General features: G+C 46.0%; 22 protein-coding genes. 1 reads left to right on the top strand and 21 read right to left on the bottom strand.

Annotated elements, in window-relative coordinates; all coding sequences use genetic code 11:
* Positions 1–23: 23 nt before the first annotated feature.
* The 7 genes from rnc to DLM76_RS10350 all read right to left on the bottom strand — a co-directional run bounded on the left by rnc (position 24) and on the right by DLM76_RS10350 (position 5,520).
* Complete coding sequence (gene rnc, locus DLM76_RS10385) at positions 24–767, bottom strand: ribonuclease III (RefSeq protein WP_118955412.1); 744 nt, start codon at positions 765–767, stop codon at positions 24–26.
* A gap of 54 nt (positions 768–821) precedes the next feature.
* Entirely contained in the window at positions 822–1,055 is a 234-nt protein-coding gene (gene acpP, locus DLM76_RS10380) for an acyl carrier protein (protein ID WP_000753030.1), read from the bottom strand.
* A 441-nt stretch (positions 1,056–1,496) separates the two neighbouring features.
* Positions 1,497–2,261, bottom strand: coding sequence for a 3-oxoacyl-[acyl-carrier-protein] reductase (fabG, locus tag DLM76_RS10370; protein WP_118955413.1), 765 nt, complete (start codon positions 2,259–2,261; stop codon positions 1,497–1,499).
* A gap of 129 nt (positions 2,262–2,390) precedes the next feature.
* Positions 2,391–3,677: a circularly permuted ATPgrasp domain protein gene (locus DLM76_RS10365; protein ID WP_118965149.1), complete on the bottom strand. Its 1,287-nt coding sequence runs from the start codon at positions 3,675–3,677 to the stop codon at positions 2,391–2,393.
* Positions 3,674–4,726 carry an ACR3 family arsenite efflux transporter gene (gene arsB / locus DLM76_RS10360; RefSeq protein ID WP_118955415.1) on the bottom strand — a complete coding sequence of 351 codons (1,053 nt, stop codon included), beginning with the start codon at positions 4,724–4,726 and terminating at the stop codon, positions 3,674–3,676. The genes DLM76_RS10365 and arsB overlap by 4 nt, the downstream gene beginning before the upstream one ends.
* Before the next feature lie 6 nt (positions 4,727–4,732).
* Positions 4,733–5,176: an arsenate reductase ArsC gene (locus DLM76_RS10355; protein ID WP_118955416.1), complete on the bottom strand. Its 444-nt coding sequence runs from the start codon at positions 5,174–5,176 to the stop codon at positions 4,733–4,735.
* Positions 5,176–5,520: an ArsR/SmtB family transcription factor gene (locus DLM76_RS10350; protein ID WP_118955417.1), complete on the bottom strand. Its 345-nt coding sequence runs from the start codon at positions 5,518–5,520 to the stop codon at positions 5,176–5,178. The genes DLM76_RS10355 and DLM76_RS10350 overlap by 1 nt, the downstream gene beginning before the upstream one ends.
* A 91-nt stretch (positions 5,521–5,611) precedes the next feature.
* Between DLM76_RS10350 and arsN2 the strand changes: the two genes are divergently transcribed.
* Complete coding sequence (arsN2, locus tag DLM76_RS10345) at positions 5,612–6,052, top strand: arsenic resistance N-acetyltransferase ArsN2 (RefSeq protein ID WP_118965148.1); 441 nt, start codon at positions 5,612–5,614, stop codon at positions 6,050–6,052.
* Positions 6,053–6,103: 51 nt separating this feature from the next.
* Here the strand turns inward: arsN2 and DLM76_RS10340 are convergent, their stop codons facing one another.
* The 14 genes from DLM76_RS10340 to DLM76_RS10275 form a co-directional block, all read right to left on the bottom strand.
* Complete coding sequence (locus DLM76_RS10340) at positions 6,104–6,595, bottom strand: hypothetical protein (protein WP_118965147.1); 492 nt, start codon at positions 6,593–6,595, stop codon at positions 6,104–6,106.
* A gap of 115 nt (positions 6,596–6,710) precedes the next feature.
* A complete protein-coding gene (locus tag DLM76_RS10335; RefSeq protein WP_158586039.1) occupies positions 6,711–7,184 on the bottom strand; it encodes a DUF4303 domain-containing protein in 474 nt (157 codons plus the stop codon).
* 254 nt (positions 7,185–7,438) lie between these two features.
* Entirely contained in the window at positions 7,439–8,446 is a 1,008-nt protein-coding gene (gene plsX, locus DLM76_RS10330) for a phosphate acyltransferase PlsX (protein ID WP_118955421.1), read from the bottom strand.
* A 5-nt stretch (positions 8,447–8,451) separates the two neighbouring features.
* Complete coding sequence (rpmF, locus tag DLM76_RS10325) at positions 8,452–8,652, bottom strand: 50S ribosomal protein L32 (protein ID WP_000290471.1); 201 nt, start codon at positions 8,650–8,652, stop codon at positions 8,452–8,454.
* A gap of 92 nt (positions 8,653–8,744) precedes the next feature.
* Positions 8,745–9,362, bottom strand: coding sequence for an ATP phosphoribosyltransferase (hisG, locus tag DLM76_RS10320; protein WP_118965146.1), 618 nt, complete (start codon positions 9,360–9,362; stop codon positions 8,745–8,747).
* Positions 9,362–10,108 carry a YfgM family protein gene (locus tag DLM76_RS10315; RefSeq protein WP_118965145.1) on the bottom strand — a complete coding sequence of 249 codons (747 nt, stop codon included), beginning with the start codon at positions 10,106–10,108 and terminating at the stop codon, positions 9,362–9,364. Before DLM76_RS10315 ends, hisG begins: the two co-directional genes overlap by 1 nt.
* Positions 10,109–10,132: 24 nt before the next feature.
* Positions 10,133–11,815, bottom strand: coding sequence for a 30S ribosomal protein S1 (locus tag DLM76_RS10310; protein ID WP_118965144.1), 1,683 nt, complete (start codon positions 11,813–11,815; stop codon positions 10,133–10,135).
* A 57-nt stretch (positions 11,816–11,872) separates the two neighbouring features.
* On the bottom strand, positions 11,873–12,565 hold the full coding sequence (cmk, locus tag DLM76_RS10305; RefSeq protein WP_118955425.1) for a (d)CMP kinase: 693 nt from the start codon (positions 12,563–12,565) through the stop codon (positions 11,873–11,875).
* Positions 12,558–13,880, bottom strand: a complete 1,323-nt coding sequence (gene aroA / locus DLM76_RS10300; protein ID WP_118965143.1) for a 3-phosphoshikimate 1-carboxyvinyltransferase — start codon at positions 13,878–13,880, stop codon at positions 12,558–12,560. The genes cmk and aroA overlap by 8 nt, the downstream gene beginning before the upstream one ends.
* Complete coding sequence (locus DLM76_RS10295; RefSeq protein WP_118955427.1) at positions 13,861–14,778, bottom strand: prephenate dehydrogenase; 918 nt, start codon at positions 14,776–14,778, stop codon at positions 13,861–13,863. The genes aroA and DLM76_RS10295 overlap by 20 nt, the downstream gene beginning before the upstream one ends.
* Positions 14,775–15,866, bottom strand: coding sequence for a prephenate dehydratase (gene pheA, locus DLM76_RS10290; protein WP_118955428.1), 1,092 nt, complete (start codon positions 15,864–15,866; stop codon positions 14,775–14,777). Before pheA ends, DLM76_RS10295 begins: the two co-directional genes overlap by 4 nt.
* Positions 15,859–16,422 carry an SMC-Scp complex subunit ScpB gene (gene scpB / locus DLM76_RS10285; protein WP_118955429.1) on the bottom strand — a complete coding sequence of 188 codons (564 nt, stop codon included), beginning with the start codon at positions 16,420–16,422 and terminating at the stop codon, positions 15,859–15,861. Before scpB ends, pheA begins: the two co-directional genes overlap by 8 nt.
* Complete coding sequence (locus DLM76_RS10280; RefSeq protein ID WP_118955430.1) at positions 16,389–17,174, bottom strand: segregation and condensation protein A; 786 nt, start codon at positions 17,172–17,174, stop codon at positions 16,389–16,391. The genes scpB and DLM76_RS10280 overlap by 34 nt, the downstream gene beginning before the upstream one ends.
* Positions 17,175–17,191: 17 nt before the next feature.
* The gene (locus DLM76_RS10275; RefSeq protein ID WP_004458304.1) at positions 17,192–17,554 is read right to left on the bottom strand and encodes a response regulator; all 363 of its coding nucleotides are present in this window, start codon (positions 17,552–17,554) and stop codon (positions 17,192–17,194) included.
* Between the last annotated feature and the right edge of the window lies 1 nt (position 17,555).

Here is a 17,555-nt window from a genome sequence, read left to right as displayed (position 1 = left end):
CTTGATTTGGAAAGGAATGTTTTCTAAGATCCTCTCTGAATCCGGTTGTAAAGTTCTTTGGCCGCGTTTTGTTCCGCCGCTTTTTTACTGACGCCGGTACCGTTCGCTTCCCACTTATCCCGAATCCGAACGGAAACCTGAAAGACTTTCGAGTGATCGGGACCGGATTCTCCCTTGAGACGATAAATGGGAAGAACCTTAAAGTGTTTTTGGGAATATTCCTGGAGCTGAGTTTTGTAATCCCTGACAGATTCCTCTTTTTCGGGATTTTCCGCAAATTCTATTAAATGTTTGAGAATGAATTTTTCGGCGGCTTCAAAACCGAGATCCATATAGATCGCGCCTATAAGCGATTCGAAAAGGTTTGCGGAGAGTTTACGGCGCCCTTTGCCTTGCGAATTTTTTTCGCCTTTTCCGAGCAGAAGGTATTCGCCTAAGTCGAGTTTTTCGGAGATGGAGTTGAGGATCGGAGTCGAAACGATTCTCGATTTGATGCGGGATAATTCTCCTTCGCTCGCTTTCGGATATTTTTGAAACAAGGAGCGAGCGGCCACGAGACCCAGCACGGAATCGCCTAAGAATTCAAGACGTTCATTGTCTTCTAAGATCTCCGGATTTTCGTTCTTATACGAACTGTGAATGAATGCGGTATTATAATATTCTAGTTTAGAAAACTTGATTCCGATCTTTTTGGAAAGTTTTTGAAGCGTTTGTACCCGTTCCGGGTTTTTGAGAGAGGAAGAAGGTTGTGTTTTCTTAAGGATCAAAGGAAGGAAAAAAGAATTCCGAGTTCCGTGAAGAACCCGGAAAGTCTCAAACGATTAGGACTTGAGGTTGTCGATGAACTTAGTTACGTCCCCGACAGTTTGAATTTTCTCAGCGTCTTCGTCAGAGATTTCGATTCCGAATTCTTCTTCGAGAGCCATTACTAATTCAACCGTGTCCAGAGAATCTGCACCGAGGTCGTCGATGAAGTGAGCCTCAGGTGTAACTTCAGATTCATCCACTCCAAGTTGTTCTACGATGATAGATTTAACTTTTTCAAAGTCTGCCATTGTTTCCTCCGTACCACATTTAGGTGGTATGATGATTTTTTGTTAGATTTAGCCAGGCGGATATAAAATCCACCGAATTTTATAGATTTAATTCCGAAAATATTTGGCAAGCCAATATACTTTTTTTCAGAAAAAAACTCCTTTAAATTGTTTATTCGTTTTTATTTTTCGAATCGGTTTTTTATCGATTGAAAACGTTTGGATCATTACTCGGAAGGTTTCGTAAGAGTTTGTCTCATTAGAATCGCTTTAAATTCATTCAATCGATTTCATTCTATTCCAAAAAAGAAAAACTGAAAATAGAAAAGATAATTTTTTGATGCGAAGAATGGAAAGATTCGCGTGAGAATTTGATTTTTTTCGAACGAATGAATGGAAATACAGACAAAGGGATTCTTTCACTCCTGAGCGAGTGAAAGAATCACGGAGAATTGGAAGTTCTTACGCTGAAGCGCCTGGTAAAAAGCCCCCGCCGTTTACTTCGATTACCTGACCGGTAATGAACGAAGAAATATCGGATGCTAAGAATGCGATCGTGTTCGCGATATCTTCCGGTTGTCCTGCTCTTTTCAACGGGATCGCCGCAACCATGGCAGTTCTGATTTTTTCAGGGATCGCTTCTGTCATTTCGGTGGCGATAAAACCCGGTGCGATCGCGTTGCAACGAACTTTACGAGAAGCCATTTCCAAAGCCACCGCTTTCGTAAAACCGATCACACCCGCTTTGGAAGCGGAATAGTTGGTTTGTCCGATGTTTCCGTTTACTCCGGCAATCGAAGAAAGATTGATGATGGAACCTCCGTTCGGGTTTTTCATCATGAACTTAATCGCCGCTTGCGTGCAGTTGTAAGTTCCGGTAAGGTTTACGGCGATGACCGCATCCCATTGTTCTTTTTTCATTCTCATAAGAAGAGTGTCTTTGGTGATTCCGGCGTTGTTTACTAAAACGTCTACCGTTCCGAATTCATCCACACAAGCTTGAATCGCTTTGGCTGCTGAGTCCGCGTCAGCAACGTTTGTTCCGATTCCGATGGCTTTCACGCCTGTTTGTTTTGCGATTTCTTCCGCAGTCGCTTTGCTGGCTTCCTCATTGAGGTCCGCGATTACGATATTCGCTCCCGCTTTTGCGAGAGTTAAAGCCGTGGATTTTCCGATCCCTCTTGCGGATCCGGTGATTACGGCATTTTTGCCTTTTAAATCGATCATAATTCTTTCCTATTCGGGTTCTCTGCGGCTAAAGTATTTCGCTCGAATATCGGGTCAAGGGAGTTTTCCGCATTTTACGGCGAGGAAACAGAACGGACGTTCTGGTTGATCGATGGCGCCGACCGGCCTTTATGAATTTTTGAGACCCAAAACGTAAACGGGAGAAAAACCTCCCCCCGGAGTTCTGAAATTGGTCGTCTGACCTTGATACAATCGGGCGGCCAAAAGAAGAATTCTTTCTTTGTAAACATACGCTCTTAAATCCATTTTATAAGGAACCCGTTGAGCGTCCGCGTTCAGAAGAATTCTTTCCGAAGGATGGACGATTTCCTGAATCAGATGATTCCCCGAAAGAATTTCCTGAAACGTTCCTTTGGTGAGTTTATCTCCTCTATAAACGGCCTTACTTCCGTAACCGGACGTTGGTTTAAAAAAGAATTTCTTTCTCTCCGCCCAGAGGGTGTCCGGATCCATGTCCTTCGCATATCCCGTAAAGGGAACCGTACGATCGAGAATCTTTCGATCTTCTTCCGGGATTCCCGCGTCATTCAGGAAGGAGTCGTTTTTCCAGAGAATCAAGTTCGTCTTTTTTGCGTAGAGTTCATAGTCGAGAGGATTCGGGGTCACAACGACGGTTTGTTTTTCCCAAGCGCCGTGCATCGCCTTACTGCCGGGGTCGGTGAGATAAAAATCGGTGAGACGATTGTAGATCAGATCGACCTTCTTTCCGTTTACGAAAAGAAAACCTTCTTCGTTCGTTTGAAAGGCTTCGGGCGAAACGATTTCGGAATCGATTCCGTGACTTGTAAAGAGTTCGCGGAATAACAAAAATTCCGGATAAAGAAATTGTTCCTGGGGTGATTCGTCCACGATCGCGATAAATTTGGGTCGGTCCGGTTTTCCCGCGTCCTTCCATTCCTGAAGAAAGGTTTGTAAAAAATCGGATTCGATCGCATCCAATTCTTCCTTTGTGGGAAGAGCGTCTCGAACTTCAGCGCAGCATTCTTGTTGCGCCTCCACGAGCTTCTTTTGTAAAAAGGCTCCGCCGGCGTTCGTGTTGATTTCGATCAGTTTCGGACCTTGATCGGTAAGATGAAAATCGAAACTCAGAAAAACGCCGCCTTCGGAAAAACGATGCTTCAACTCTTCGGGGAATTCCCGAAGAAGCCGCTTGCGAACGACCTCGTTTTTTAAACTTTTCTGAAACGTGGAAACGGTCGTCTGAATCGCATTCAATTCCTTCGGATCCAAAAAAGAAGCGCTTGGAGAAAAGAATCTTTCGGATAACGCGTTCGCATCCAAATGTTCGGCGCCTTTGGCTTCTAAAATCTTAGAATGAAACGTTTGCTCTAAGACTTTTTTTTCGAGAGTAACACATTGGCATTCGCGGTTGAATAGTTGCGAGATCGTAGTCATTGCAGAACCTCCGCAGGCGTAGAAAACCATTTCTTGCGGAACCAAAATGCGACTCGAACCAATAGGATCAAGGCGGGAACTTCGACCAAAGGTCCGATGACTCCCGCGAACGCTTGGCCGCTTGCAATTCCGAAAACACCGATTGCGACGGCTATCGCGAGTTCGAAATTATTACCCGCCGAAGTGAACGCGATGGAAGTCGTTTTGGAATATTCCACTTTCATAATTTTTCCGATCCAGAAGCTGATCATAAACATGATCACGAAGTAGAATACCAACGGAACGGCGATGATCAGAACATCCGCGGGAATTTCCAGAATCAGATTCCCCTTGAGGCTAAACATAAAGAAAATGGTGAACAACAAAGAGATCAGAGTGATGGGTGAAACGAGCGGAATAAACGTTTCATCGTACCATTTTTTTCCTTTGTAACGCAATAACGTAAAACGAACCAGGATCGCGGAAAAAAAAGGAATTCCTAAATATATAAGAACGCTTTCCGCAATCTGCCCGATGGTCAGATGAATTTCGTGAACTTCTAAACCCACATAAGCCGGTAAAATCGAAATGAAAAAGTAGGCGTAAAAGCTGTAGAAAAATATTTGGAATAGACTGTTCAACGCAACCAAACCGGCGGCGTAATCTCGATTTCCTTCTCCTAATTCGTTCCAAACGATAACCATCGCGATACATCGCGCTAAACCGATTAAGATCAAGCCGATCCTATATTCGGGAAAATCGGCCAGAAAAATACTCGCCAAAACGAACATCAGCAACGGACCCACGATCCAATTCAGAAAAAGGGAAATCGATAGTACCTTAACGTTGGAAAAAACGTCCTTCATTTTTTCGTATTGAACTTTTGCAAGGGGAGGAAACATCATCAAGATCAAACCGATCGCCAAAGGAATGTTCGTTGTTCCGATGGAAAGTCGACTGAAAGCCAACTCGACGGAGGGAAACATTTTTCCGAATATAACTCCCGCGCCCATCGAAAGAAAGATCCAAAGGGTAAGATACCGGTCTACAAAACTTAATTTTGAACCCATCTCGCTTCAATCCTTAGCCGAAGAGGAAATCAGATTCAGCTTTTGCAGGAAATCCAGCGAATACTCGCGAATCATTTCCCGAACTTTTCGAAACTCCTCTTGGATTTCCGTCTCCGTACCGGTGGCTTTTGCGGGATCCGGAAAATTGTGATGAAAACGCTCGGCTTTCGAGGGAAAATAAGGGCAATTCTCCTTCGCATGATCGCAAACGGTAAGAATATAAGAAAAATCTAAATTACGATATTCGTCGATATGATTGGAGGTGTGTTTCGAAATGTCGATCCCCGCTTCTTTCATCGCGGCGACCGCACGCGGATTGACTCCGTGAGTTTCGATTCCGGCGCTGTAAATATCGGCCTTATCTCCCGCGTAATACCTAAGCCAACCCTCGGCAATTTGACTTCTACAACTGTTTCCCGTACATAAAACGAGAATTTTCGGTTTATTCATCAGCAACAATCCTCTCCTAGGGAGGTTTTATAACGTTTTAAATCTTTGAAAAAGGAAGCAACATCGGATTCGAACTCTTCTAAACGAGTCCAATTGATACAGTAACAGGATTTATTTCCTTCAACTTCGCCTTTGATTAACCCGATTCCTCTTAACTCCCGGAGGTGCTGCGAAACCGTAGCTTGCGCCAAAGGCAAAACCTCGACAATCTCGCCGCAAATACATTCCGTCCGCTCGGCGATCGTCTGTAAGATCGCGAGGCGAGCCGGATGCGCAAACGCTTTCGAGAAATCCGCCAAGGATCTCGTATCATCGGAGAATTCCGTCTTTTTGTTGACTGCCATATTGTATATCGTAAATATACGATAAAAAAAGCAAGTAGAATTTTTAGAACTTGAGAATTGAACTCGAAGTGCGAATTTAAGAGATTCCGGTATGAGTGAAAAATCGATTTTAAGAAAGCCGAATTTAGCCGAGATAATCCCGCTTTTACAAAGTGCGAATCTGCCGACGGAAGATTTACATCGATTGGATCTCGATCATTTTTTCGGAATCGAAAAGGATTCGAATCTCGTCGGAATCATCGGGCTCGAGCCGATCGGTCGTTTTGGTTTGTTGCGCTCCTTGGCCGTTTCGGAAGGATTCAGAAATCAAGGAATCGGAACCGAATTGATTCGAAAGTTGTTGTCCTACGCAAAATCCATCGGAATCCAGAGACTTTTTCTTCTCACGAACGGAGCCGAAGAATATTTTTCTATATTCGGTTTTTCTGAAGTAGAACGAAACGAAGTTCCGGCTGAAATCTCACAAACCGAAGAATTTTCGAAACTTTGCCCTGCTCATTCTTCCGTAATGTGCAGGATGCTTTCCGAATAAAGTATCAGTACGCCGCTTCTGCGATGATTCCGCTTTCGAATCAAACGCGAGTCAATCCAAGGCAAGGATCGCCTTCGACCAGAAAAAATTCCAGATCAATCGAATCAAAGTTCTCAGAGCGAAAAAACCGATCGCAATAACGGAAAAGATCTGTCTGAACTCGGATCTCATACTTTCCCACATCGGCTGTCCCTCTTCCAGATCGGTGGAGGCTTGCACGAACAAATCCCAAAAGAATCGGATCGATTTCGAATAATACGCAAGTTCGGCGAAAATACAAACGAATGATAGAATACAAACAAGAACTCTCAGCCTTCGATCGATCTTCTTTTCCATAAGCAGCGCGATGTCGACCGCAGTGAAAAAAAGAAGCCCGATCGCGAAAACCGCAACCACATATTTGACGCGAACGAAATCTTCGGCCTCCATGTCCTCGTGCATTCCCAAGAAAGAATGAAATTTTGAGCTTACCAAAAAAAAGAGAACCGCAAAGATAAGGTCGATCCGGAGAGTTCGATCGAGTTTGTTTTTGATTTCGGTCATGAATGAATACTCCCGATTCGTTTAACAAAATCGATTCGATTTTTTGACTTTAGGAAAGGAAAGAATTATTTTTTTGAAAAGCGGAGACGAACGCATTCGATCGTCTCCGTTCGTTCTAACGGTGTGCGAGGGTTTTGGAATCGAATTCCGATTTTTCGATCTTAAAATCCTTCGTCGTAGGTAGGGAATCGAAGACGTTTCTTTCTTTTAAAATTCTAAGAACTTCGTTGATCGCGAGACGATATTGACTCTTTTCCTGATCTTGCGATTCTAGTTTCGCATGCTCGTTGTAAAGGGTTTCGTCAAAAGGCGCCTCAAAACCGCGGTTCAACGCGCGGAAGCAGGCAAAACCGTGATACGCCCAACCGTTCGGATCGTTTCGCAACGTTCTGATTTTTTCGGGGGAATCGTAGTAACGGGGGGATTGTGTCGCAAACTCTCGGAGCGCTTTTTCAAAGTGACCTACCGAGTTGAGACAAAGTCTGCTGTCTTCGATCGCAAACGCGTAAAAGATTTCCCCTTGATGTTCTCGGGAAAATTTCTCGATTTCGGCCTGAGCAAAGTCGGCCATTTTTTTTACGTCAAACATGAAGCCCATCCTGCTTTTGTTCTGAAAGGTCTACAACCGTCCGATTTTTTTTTGAATCTTTTTTGCTCCATTTTAGAAAGTCCGAATGGATTGAGCCTCGACACCCCCGTCAAACGCCTTGCGGTTGCTCGGATCCTGACGATTTTATGCGTTTAATGTAAGTTATGCGCCTTGGAGGGGGATTCGGATTGAAAAATCCTGGTGCATCGCCAAAAAATCAAAGGGGTTTCGAGATAATCGATCCCGGCGTCGGATCAGATATTGTATTTTTTGAGGTCGGCCGCGATTCGATCGTTGATCTGATGTTGAGCGCATTCGATCACGACCCGGATCGCACTTTGAACGGCAAGCGCGTTAGACGAACCGTGTCCGATCAAACAGATTCCGTCCACGCCCAACAACAAAGCCCCGCCGTATTCCGCATAGTCGAGGCGCTTTTTGATCGCACCGAAGGTAGGCTTCAAAAGAAGCGCGCCTGTTTGTGCGAGACTCGATTGTTTGATGCTTTCGCGTAACACGTTGAAGATGGATTTGGAAAGACCTTCCGTGGCTTTTAGAACGATGTTTCCGATAAACCCGTCGCAGACTACCACGTCCACGTCCTTACCGCTTCCGTAGAGATCCCGTCCTTCCACGTTTCCTACGAAGTTGATCGGAAGTTTTTTGATCATTTCGAAAGCCTTGAGAGAAACCGTGTTCCCTTTTTTGTCCTCTTCCCCGTTGGAAAGAATCCCGACTTTCGGATTAGAAATATTGAATATTAGCTTTGAATAAATCTCTCCCATCACCGCGAACTGAGCCAGATAATCCGGCTTACAATCCACGTTTGCACCCGCATCCAGGAGAAGCATCGGAGGTCCGTTTTCTTGGGGAATCGGAGCGGCGATCGGAGGACGCAAAACCCCCGGGACTCTTCCGAGATACAAAAGGGCCGAAGCCATAGTTGCGCCCGTGTTTCCCGGAGAAAACATTCCGACGCAGGTTTTATCCGCTACGAGTTGTGTGGCTTGAACGACGGAAGAATCCTGAAGGGTCCGCACTGCGATGGACGGAGAATCGTTCATATCGATGATCTCCGACGCGTGCTGGATTCTTACTTTGTTTGTGTCGTATTCGAATTTGAGGAGGATCTCCCCGATTTCTTCTTCTTTGCCGACCAGGACGACATTTGCCCCATCCTGGTTAACGGCATTTACGGCGCCTTCAATGATCTTTTCCGGCCCGTAATCGCCGCTCATTACATCGACGGCGACCCACATCATAGGAATTAATTTTCTTCTTTAGGCTTCTTAACTTTCGGCTCTAAAACGATTCCGGTCTTATAGAATCCGCAGGTCGGGCAAATTCTATGAGGAAGTCTGTAAGAATTGCAATTAGGACAAGGAACCAAATTTGGTTTTCCGATGGCATGATGCGCCCGTTTTGTCCTTACTTTTGATTTCGATTTTCGTCTTTTGGGAACTGCCATTGCTTTCCTCTTGGGAAATTGAAGTTGTTAAACTATACTTTTTTGAGGCTGGTAATCCTCAACTATTATTTCTCGTAAACGCGTCGAATGACTCAGAAATTGGAAAGAGAATCCATAAATTCCACCGCTTCCTTTCTTTTTCCGTAGAGGGAAGAGCGATTGAATACGAGACGGGCCGAAGATTCCAAAATTATGTCCAACTCTTTGAGTCCGTTCGCCTTAAGGGTTCCTCCGGTGGAAACCAAATCCACGATACAATCCGAAAGTCCCACTAACGGAGCCAATTCGATGCTTCCGTAGAGTTTGAAAATCTCGCAGGACAATCCTTTGTGAAAGAAGAATTCTCTGGCTAAGTTCGGATATTTGGTCGCGACTCGGATTTTGCGATGACGCGCTTCCAGAGTATACCCCTCAGGGGCCGCCAACGAAAGTCTGCATTTCCCGATCTTCAGATCGAGCGGGGTTGCGAGGTCGTATCCGCCTTCTTTGAGGACGTCCCAGCCGCTGATCCCCGCGTCCGCAGCGCATTGTTCCACGTAGGTGGCAACGTCTTGGGAGCGCACGAAAAGAATCCGAATTCTCCCCATCGGATCGTTGTAGATGAGTTCTTTGGAATCGGGATCGGGCTTGGAAGAAAGCCAGCCCTTGGAGATCATCAGATCGATGCTCTCCGTAGCAAGTCTTCCTTTGGGCAAAGCCAGTGTAAGCATCAGCCTTTCTGGTTGAGTTGTATGAGTAAGAATGTCGCGAATTGTTTTACGGTATTGTAATCGGTCGCGGGAGTTTTGATGTCCTGATCGAGAACCTTTTTCAAGGATTCGATCGCTTCCGCCTTCTTACCGTTTTTCGCTTTGAGTCTTCCGGTCTGGTATAAACTCCAAGCTAAGAATCCGTTCGCTTCTCTCGTGTTGGAAAGAAGATTCGCGGCGGTTGCAAAATCGGTTTCCGCCAATTCGAAGTTTCCTTCCCTTTCGCGAAGATTTCCCGCCAGGTAAAAGTAATACGCCTTCACTTCGGTCGGCTCGTCGATCTTCTTACCGGCCCATTCGATTTTCTCGGCGGCCTTTTGGAATTCTCCGTTTCTGGAATAAAGATCGGAAAGGACTTTTGCAAGTCTCAAATCGAGTTTTTTGGAGGAATACTGGGAAGAAATTTCTTCGTACGCCTTGATCTTTTCTTTCAGATCGATCGCCGGATTCGCGCGGAATTTTTTTTCCAACGCTTCCAAGGCGAGCGTTCCTTTTTCGAACTGCGCGTCTTGATACTGAAAATAGATCACGAACGCGAGAATGATCACGAGAATCGTTCCCGCTCCGATTAGAACTTCCTTGATACGAGAAGCGACCGCTCTGAAAAATTTAATCAGAGCCAATTCTATCTTACTGCCTTGAAAATCCGCGTAAGGGTCCACCTTAACTTCTTTCGCGGCCGTTTGACCTACTTCGTAGCGTTTCATATCAAGTCCTTCTTTCCAGGATTCTTATCTGAGAGAAGTGTTCAGGAAGCTTCCCAGACTTTCGCGGGAAGGTGCGTCCGAAGTCTTGAGATACTTGGACATTTCTTCTCTTTCGAGAGCCTTATCGAAGTCCTTGATGGAGAGAGAAATTTTCTTATTCTTCACGTCCACTTTGATGACTGCGGTTTTTACGATCTCATCGGGTTTGTAAACTTCCGCGATGTTCGTTTCTCTTCCGTTCGGAACTTCCGAGATATGAACGAGACCTTCGATTCCGGGAGCCACTTCCACAAAGATACCGAATTCTTTGATGGACTTGATCTTTCCTTCTACGATGGTTCCGATCGGATGTTCGTTGCGGAAAATTTCATACGGGTTTTCCAAGAGTTGTTTCAGACCGCAGGAAATTCTCTGCGCGTCCAAGTTCACGTCGAGGATCATGTATTTTACTGTGTCGCCTTTCTTCAATTGAGAAGTAGGATTGCTCGCTTTCTCGTCCCAAGTGATGTCGCTGATGTGGATCAAACCTTCGATTCCGTTTTCCACTTCGACGAACGCGCCGTATTTTGTAATGCCGGTGATTACACCTTCTAAAACGTTTCCTCTGCGGATTTCAGGGCTAAGCTGATCCCAAGGATTCGGTTGAAGTTGTTTTAAGCCGAGAGAAAGTCTTCTGTTTTTGAAATCGATATCCAAAACCAGCGCTTCCACTTCTTGACCTTTTTTAAGAATGTCTTTCGGTTGTGGGGGTTTTTTAGACCAAGCCAGTTCGGAAGTATGAATGAGTCCTTCCAGACCTTCTTTCAATTCCACGAACGCTCCGAACTTCGTTAAAGAAGTAACGGTTCCGCGGATAACCATTTCCTTTTCCAAAGAACGTTCCGCCCAAACCCAAGGATCTTCGTAGAGTTGTTTCAGACCTAACGCGAGTTTGTTGTTTTCCTTGTCGAGTTCGAGAACGACAAGTTCCACTTCCTGACCGATCTGAAAGTATTGTTTGAATGGAGCGTATTTTTTGTAAGAGATATCTCTTTGACGCAGAAGACCGGTAACTCCGTCCACTTCGCAGAACACTCCGAAAGAAGCGATCTTACTTACGTTGGATTTTACTTTATCCCCTACTTTGATTTTAAGAAGAAGAGCGTCCCACTTTTCTTCGTTTACTTCGTCCAAAAGTTTCTTTCTGGAAACGACTCCGGAACGAGTACGGTCGTTGAGTTCGATGATCTTAAACTCAAGTTCCTTATTTTTGAAGGTTTCCCCTTCTTTGAATTTATAGCTGAGTTGAGAAGCCGGTAAAAAGAGATCCACCCCTTCTACGTTTACGATGTAACCTTTGCCTTTGATTTCGTTTACGAGACGGCCGGTAACTTGGTAGCCGTTTTTAAACGCTTCTTTTACGATTTCCCAACCTTTTCTTTGGTCGGCTTCTTTTTTGGAGAGAATACATCCGGAATCCTGAGATTCCTTTCTTTTTACGATTGCAGAGACATAATTGCCGCGTTCCGGAGTTTCGTCGAAATCTCCTCTTGGGATACGGCCTTCTTGTTTGAGCCCTTCGATTGCCACATAAACATAGTCGTTGTCGACGGATACGATCTTTCCTTCAACGACTTGATCTTTCCGGAGTTCCGGTTCTTCGTGTATTGATTGTTCCCACTGTTTGAATACTTCTGCAAAAGTGGACTTCTCTTCCTTGTTTGTCATGGGGCGTAGGTTACTCGGCTAATGGTAGTTCAGGATCCGTCTGGAAATTTTCGGGGATCATCGATCCAGAATCTCAAGGATCTTGCTAATTACACTATTTTTAGGGAGGAGATCAGTGTCAATTAGGATTGCGTCGTTTGCCTGATAAAGAGGCGCGATTTCCCTTTCCATATCCGATTTGTCGCGAAGAATGATTTCTCTTTCGATCTCGTCCCGATCCGCGGCGATCCCCTGCTCTTGCAGTTGTAAATATCTTCTTTCTGCGCGCACTTTAGAAGAAGCCGTTAAGTAAAACTTGAACTTCGCGTCGGGGAAAACTTCGGTTCCGATATCGCGCCCGTCCATAATCAATTTGTAACGTTTTGCGAGAGAATGGAGTTCCTTGTTTACGAAGTCGCGGTAAATTCTTTGGTTCGCGATATGTTTGATTTCCTTCGTGATTTCGGGGGTTCGAATCGCGAGCGAAACGTCCTCTCCTCCGAGCAGGATTTTGTTTTCGTTTCCTGCGGAGAATTCACAGAGGATATGCGCCTCTCCGATCGAGGATTTTGCCTCGTCCGTTTTCACCCATTCGGAGAATTCTCCCGCGTTAGTCGCCGCTTGGTATTTTCGGAATAAAAACAACGTTAAGGCGCGGTAGAACGCTCCCGTATCCAAATAATTGAATCCGATCTTTTCGGCGATCTGCCGTGCGACGGTGCTTTTGCCGGAACCGGCCGGACCGTCGAGAGCGATTACGTTTTCATTCATACAGACATCCCTCGAGCAATGTTTCGAATCCCGGAAAAGAAGTTTCGATCCACGAAGTCTCGTCGATTTCCAGTTGAAATCCGGAAAGGGCTTTGAGGATCAAAAAGCTCATCGCGATTCTATGATCCATGTAGGAAAGAATGGGGATCTTTTTTCCTTTGGAAAGTTCGCTCCAAATCGCCTCGGATTTTTTCGAAGTTCCGTCTAACGCATAACCGTCCGGAAACTCCTCCACTTCGATTCCGAGCGCGCGAAAGTTCGAAACCATCGTATGAATCCGGTCCGATTCCTTGGCGCGCAATTCCTCCGCGTGACGGATTTCAAAACCGCCTTCGGCGAAAAGTCCCGCCACGGACAAAATCGGAATTTCGTCGATGATCGAAGGGATTAAGGATTCCGGAATATTCGATTTTTTTAATGTGGACGGAAACGTTTTGAGATCGCCGACCGGTTCTCCGCATTCGACTCTTTGGTTGAGAATTTCGATCTTCGCTCCCATGAGTTCGAGCGCTTTTAAGATTCCGATCCTGGCCGGATTGAGTCCAATGTTCTGAATCAGAAGATTTCCTTCTTTCGCCAAAACCCCTAATACTAAAAAGAACGCCGCCGAGGAAATATCGCCCGGCACTTTGAATTCTCCTCCGTTCAAAACATACGGAGGTTTGATTTTAAACCGAAGAGGCGAGATCTGTTCGATTTTGTTTCCTAAAAACCGAAACATGTTTTCGGTGTGATCTCGGGATAGTATGTTTTCCGAATATTCCAATTCCGTTTCGGACGCGATCGCCGCAAGCATGAGACAGGATTTGATCTGAGCGCTCGCGATCGGACTTTCGTAGCGGAACGCGCTCAATTTTTTTCCTTCGATTTTCAGGGGAGCGGTTTCTTTTTCCCCGAGTCCCACGATGGAAGCGCCCATGGCAGTGAGAGGTTTGATGATTCTTCCCATGGGACGTTTTTTGAGAGAATCGTCTCCGGTCAAAGTCGCTTTCACTCCGGGAAGTCCGCAGATCAGTCCCGCCGACAGACGAATCCCCGTTCCCGCGTTTCCGAAATCCAACTCCACACTCGGAGAAACGAGCGCATCCTTTCCGGGACTCGTAAATTCGTATTCTCCGGGGCCGATTTTTTTTGCGTTTAATCCGAGTTTGGTGAACGCGGACATCGTATTGAGCGGATCTTCCGCTTCGAGAAATCCCGTCACCTTGGAACGCCCTTTGGAAAGAGCGGCGAACAAAACGGAACGATGCGATAAGGATTTATCTCCGGGAACCGTGATTTCCCGGGACTTGAGCTTAGTGTTTCTTGGAATCATCCTGGTTCTTCAAAATATAATCCCTGGATCTGCGGGAAGTTTCCATGAAACCCTCCCACTCTTTCGGATTCAGGGTGTTTTTTGGATTCAATTTTTCTAATATAATATCGAGACGATCGCGGTAGTCGAGAAGCGACTTGTAGATTTCCTCTTGGTTTGAGGAAAAAATCGCCGCCCACATCTTCGGATTGGAACCCGCGATCCTCGTCATGTCGCGGAAGCCTCCTCCGTTCAACGGAATCGGGGACATGTCCGTATATTGTTTTACGATCTTCTGATTGGCCGCCCAATCCGCCATGATCGAAGAAAGTATATGAGGAGAATGGGATAGATACGATAGAATCGCGTCGTGTTTATCCGCTGGAATTTCGATCGTTTCCATTCCGATGCTTTTCCAAAACGCGTCCAAACTCGTCCGCACTTCCGGCCTCGCGTGTTTGGGAGAAGTCAGAATACAAAGTCTTCCCTCGTATAACGAGGCGTTTGCGAACTCGAGCCCTGATTCTTCCGATCCGCACATAGGATGCGAGGAGACGTAATTGTGCGCGTTCGAAAACCGCGCTTCGACCGCGTGAATGATTTCGTTTTTAGTGGAACCGAGGTCGGTGATCACGCCTGAATAATCCAACGGAAGTTCCGCGATCAGCTTAACGGTCAAATCGACCGGAACTCCGAATATGATAAAATCGTAATCTTCCCAACGTTTGGTTGAGTGAAATTCGTCCGAGGTCAAAATCTCGTCCGCCGAGCGGAGGGATTCTCCCTTTGCCTTGCTTTTGGAGGAACTCACTACACCCGTGACCCGCGCGGAGATCCCCTTCTTTTTGAGCGCTAAGGACAAAGAGGCGCCCATCAACCCGAGGCCGTATATGAGAATATTAGAAAATTCTGATTTCACAGGCTTTGCGGAGACATCGGATAGGAACCGAGGACCCGGAGAAAGATCGTATTTTCTTTCAAACTGGAAAGAACGGCTTGGATGGATTCGTCCTTTTGATGACCGTTAAAGTCGATGAAGAAGTTGTATTCCCATGAGTTTCTTCTCGTAGGTCTGGATTCTATCTTTGTCAGATTGAGTTGATGATCGAAGAACGGTTTTAATACGCGGTACAACGCCCCCGGTTTATCGGGACAGGAGAACACGACGGAAGTTTTATCGTTTCCGGTGGGAGGACATTGATTTTTTCCGATGATCAAAAAACGAGTCGTGTTGTCCGCGAGATCTTCGATGGACTCGCGGATCAAACTGAGTCCGTAGATTTCAGCGGCGATGGAGGAAGCGATCGCGGCGCATCCCTCTTTTTTCTCCGCTACGATCTGCGCGGCTTTTGCGGTGGAGGAAGTTTCCACGATCTCGACGTGCGGTAAGTTTGCGGCGAGCCAGTTCTTGCACTGAGAGTTCGCGATTTTGATTCCGTACAAAGTATGAATTTTGGAAAGGTCGTGTTCGAATCCCAAAAGGCTGATGCTGATTCGCAGATAATGTTCGGAATAGATGAGAAGATCGGAAACCAAAAACTGATCGAGTGTGGAGTTGACGAGGCCTTCGCTCGAGTTCTCGACGGGAACGACTCCGTAGTCGATCTTATCGGTTTCCACGGCGCGGAACACGTCGGGAATGGAATTGAATTCCAACGCTTGAATGGACGCTCCGAAACGAGTGCGCACCGCTTGATTGGAAAAAGAACCGGCAGGTCCGAGATAACCCACTTCCAATCCTTTTTCGACGGAGATGGAACCGGACATGATTTCGCGGTAGATCGCGATCAATACCTTATCGGGAAGAGGTCCGGCGCTTAAGGACTTTATCTTTTCATAAACTTCTTTTTCGCGGTCGGGACGGAAGACCGGTTCGTTTCGTTCGCGTTTCAGTTCGCCGATTTTCGCGACGAATTCCGTGCGAGCCTGGATCGCCTTTACGATTTCTTGGTCCAGAGAATCGATCTGATCTCGGAAGACTTTTAGTTGTTGATCCAGGTCACTCATTTTCGAGTAAATCGTCCAGGTTTTCAAATTTCAGCTCTTTGACTTCCACGGGAGCCGGAAGATCCGATAGTTTATTCAATCCGAAATGAATCAAGAATTCTTTGGTCGTTCCGTAAAGCGCCGGTCTTCCCGGAACTTCTTTGTTGCCGATCGGCTTGATCAATTTCTTGGATATGAGAGAAGTCACCATCGCTCTGGAAGAAACCCCGCGGATCTCGTCGATCTCGGGAAGAGTGATGGGTTGTTTGTATGCGATGATGGCAAGAGTATCCAAACTGGATTTGGAAAGTTGTTCCCTTCTTTTTTCCTTGAAGATGTTCCCGAGAATTTCGGAATATCCTTCGTTGGTCACGAACTGATAAGCTCCGCCGATTTCCTTTAAAAGAAAGCCGCCGTTCTTTTCGGAATAGTCTAATACGAGTTCGTCGAGAATTTCTCTGGCATCGGTCTTTTCCATTTCGGCGGACTTGGCGATGCTCGCCAGTTTAAGAGGTTCACCGGAAACGAATAATAACGCCTCGATCAATCCTTTGAGTTTTGCCCTGTCCCGTTCCACTGTTCCTCTACCAGAAATAAACGGATCTCCCCGAAAAGTTTGTGCTGCTTAGCCCGGAGAATCCTCTGCTTACTTAGTTCCAGCAATGCCAGAAAAGTGGCAACGATTTCTGCCTTTTCCGGAACTTCCTTCTCGAATAATTCCGGGAAAGTAACTTCCTTTTTTTCTCGGAGGGAAGAAAGGATTTTTTCCATTTTTTCTTCCACCGTAAATCGGTGAGGTGTGGTGAGTAATGCGGGGATTTCCGCGTCGTCGACTTTGGCTTCGAGAATTTCGTTGAACGCGCCGATTAAGTCCAACAAAGAAACGTCCAGCCAATTGTCCTCCTCTTCCAAGGTGACATTGGATTCTCTTCTGAAAACTCCGGCTTGGACCTGATCCATTTCAGAGAGGCGCTTTGCGGTAAGCTGGAATTTTTTGTGTTCTAAAAGTTTTTCGACGAGTTCGGGGGGGAGCGGCGGCTCGTAGTCTTCTTCCTCAAATCCCGGATCCGGCAACAAAGCCTTGGATTTTAAGTAGATAAGATTGGCCGCCATCAAGGCGTATTCCGCACTGAGTTCTAAGGAGAGAGTCTCTGAAATCCGTAAGAAGCTTAAAAAATCACGGGTGATGCGAGAGAGAGAAACATCAAAGATGTCCACTTTATAACTTTCAATCAAACTCCAGAGGACTGAAAGAGGTCCTTCCGTCAAACCTCCCTCTGAGTTGTTCCATTGAACTACAAAGGACTTACCGGATTCTTCATTCTCCATTCAAAGACTTCTGCCTCTTAAGAATTCAGAGCTTTGTCCGCCGCCTGCTGGAGTCTTTCCGGAGAAAACGGTTTTACGACGAAGTCTTTGACTCCCATCTTGATCGCCTTTGCCAAAAGGTCTTCCTGACCGAGCGCGGTTACCATGATAATTCTCGCTTTCGCATCCAACTTGAATATTTCCTGAGCCGCTTCGATTCCGTCTTTTTCACGCATGGTAATATCCATCGTGACCAAATCCGGTTTCAAAGACTTGTATTGCTCCACGGCAATATTCCCGTTTTCAGCCTCACCTACGATCTCATGACCGGTTTGGGTGAGCGCGTCTTTTACCATGGTTCTCATGAATTTGGCGTCATCCACAACGAGAATTCTGGCCATA

This window comes from Leptospira yasudae, assembly GCF_003545925.1.
In the GTDB taxonomy this organism is placed as follows: Bacteria; Spirochaetota; Leptospiria; order Leptospirales; family Leptospiraceae; genus Leptospira; species Leptospira yasudae.
Note: the sequence above shows the minus strand (reverse complement) of the source record. Positions and strands in the feature narration are given on the sequence as shown.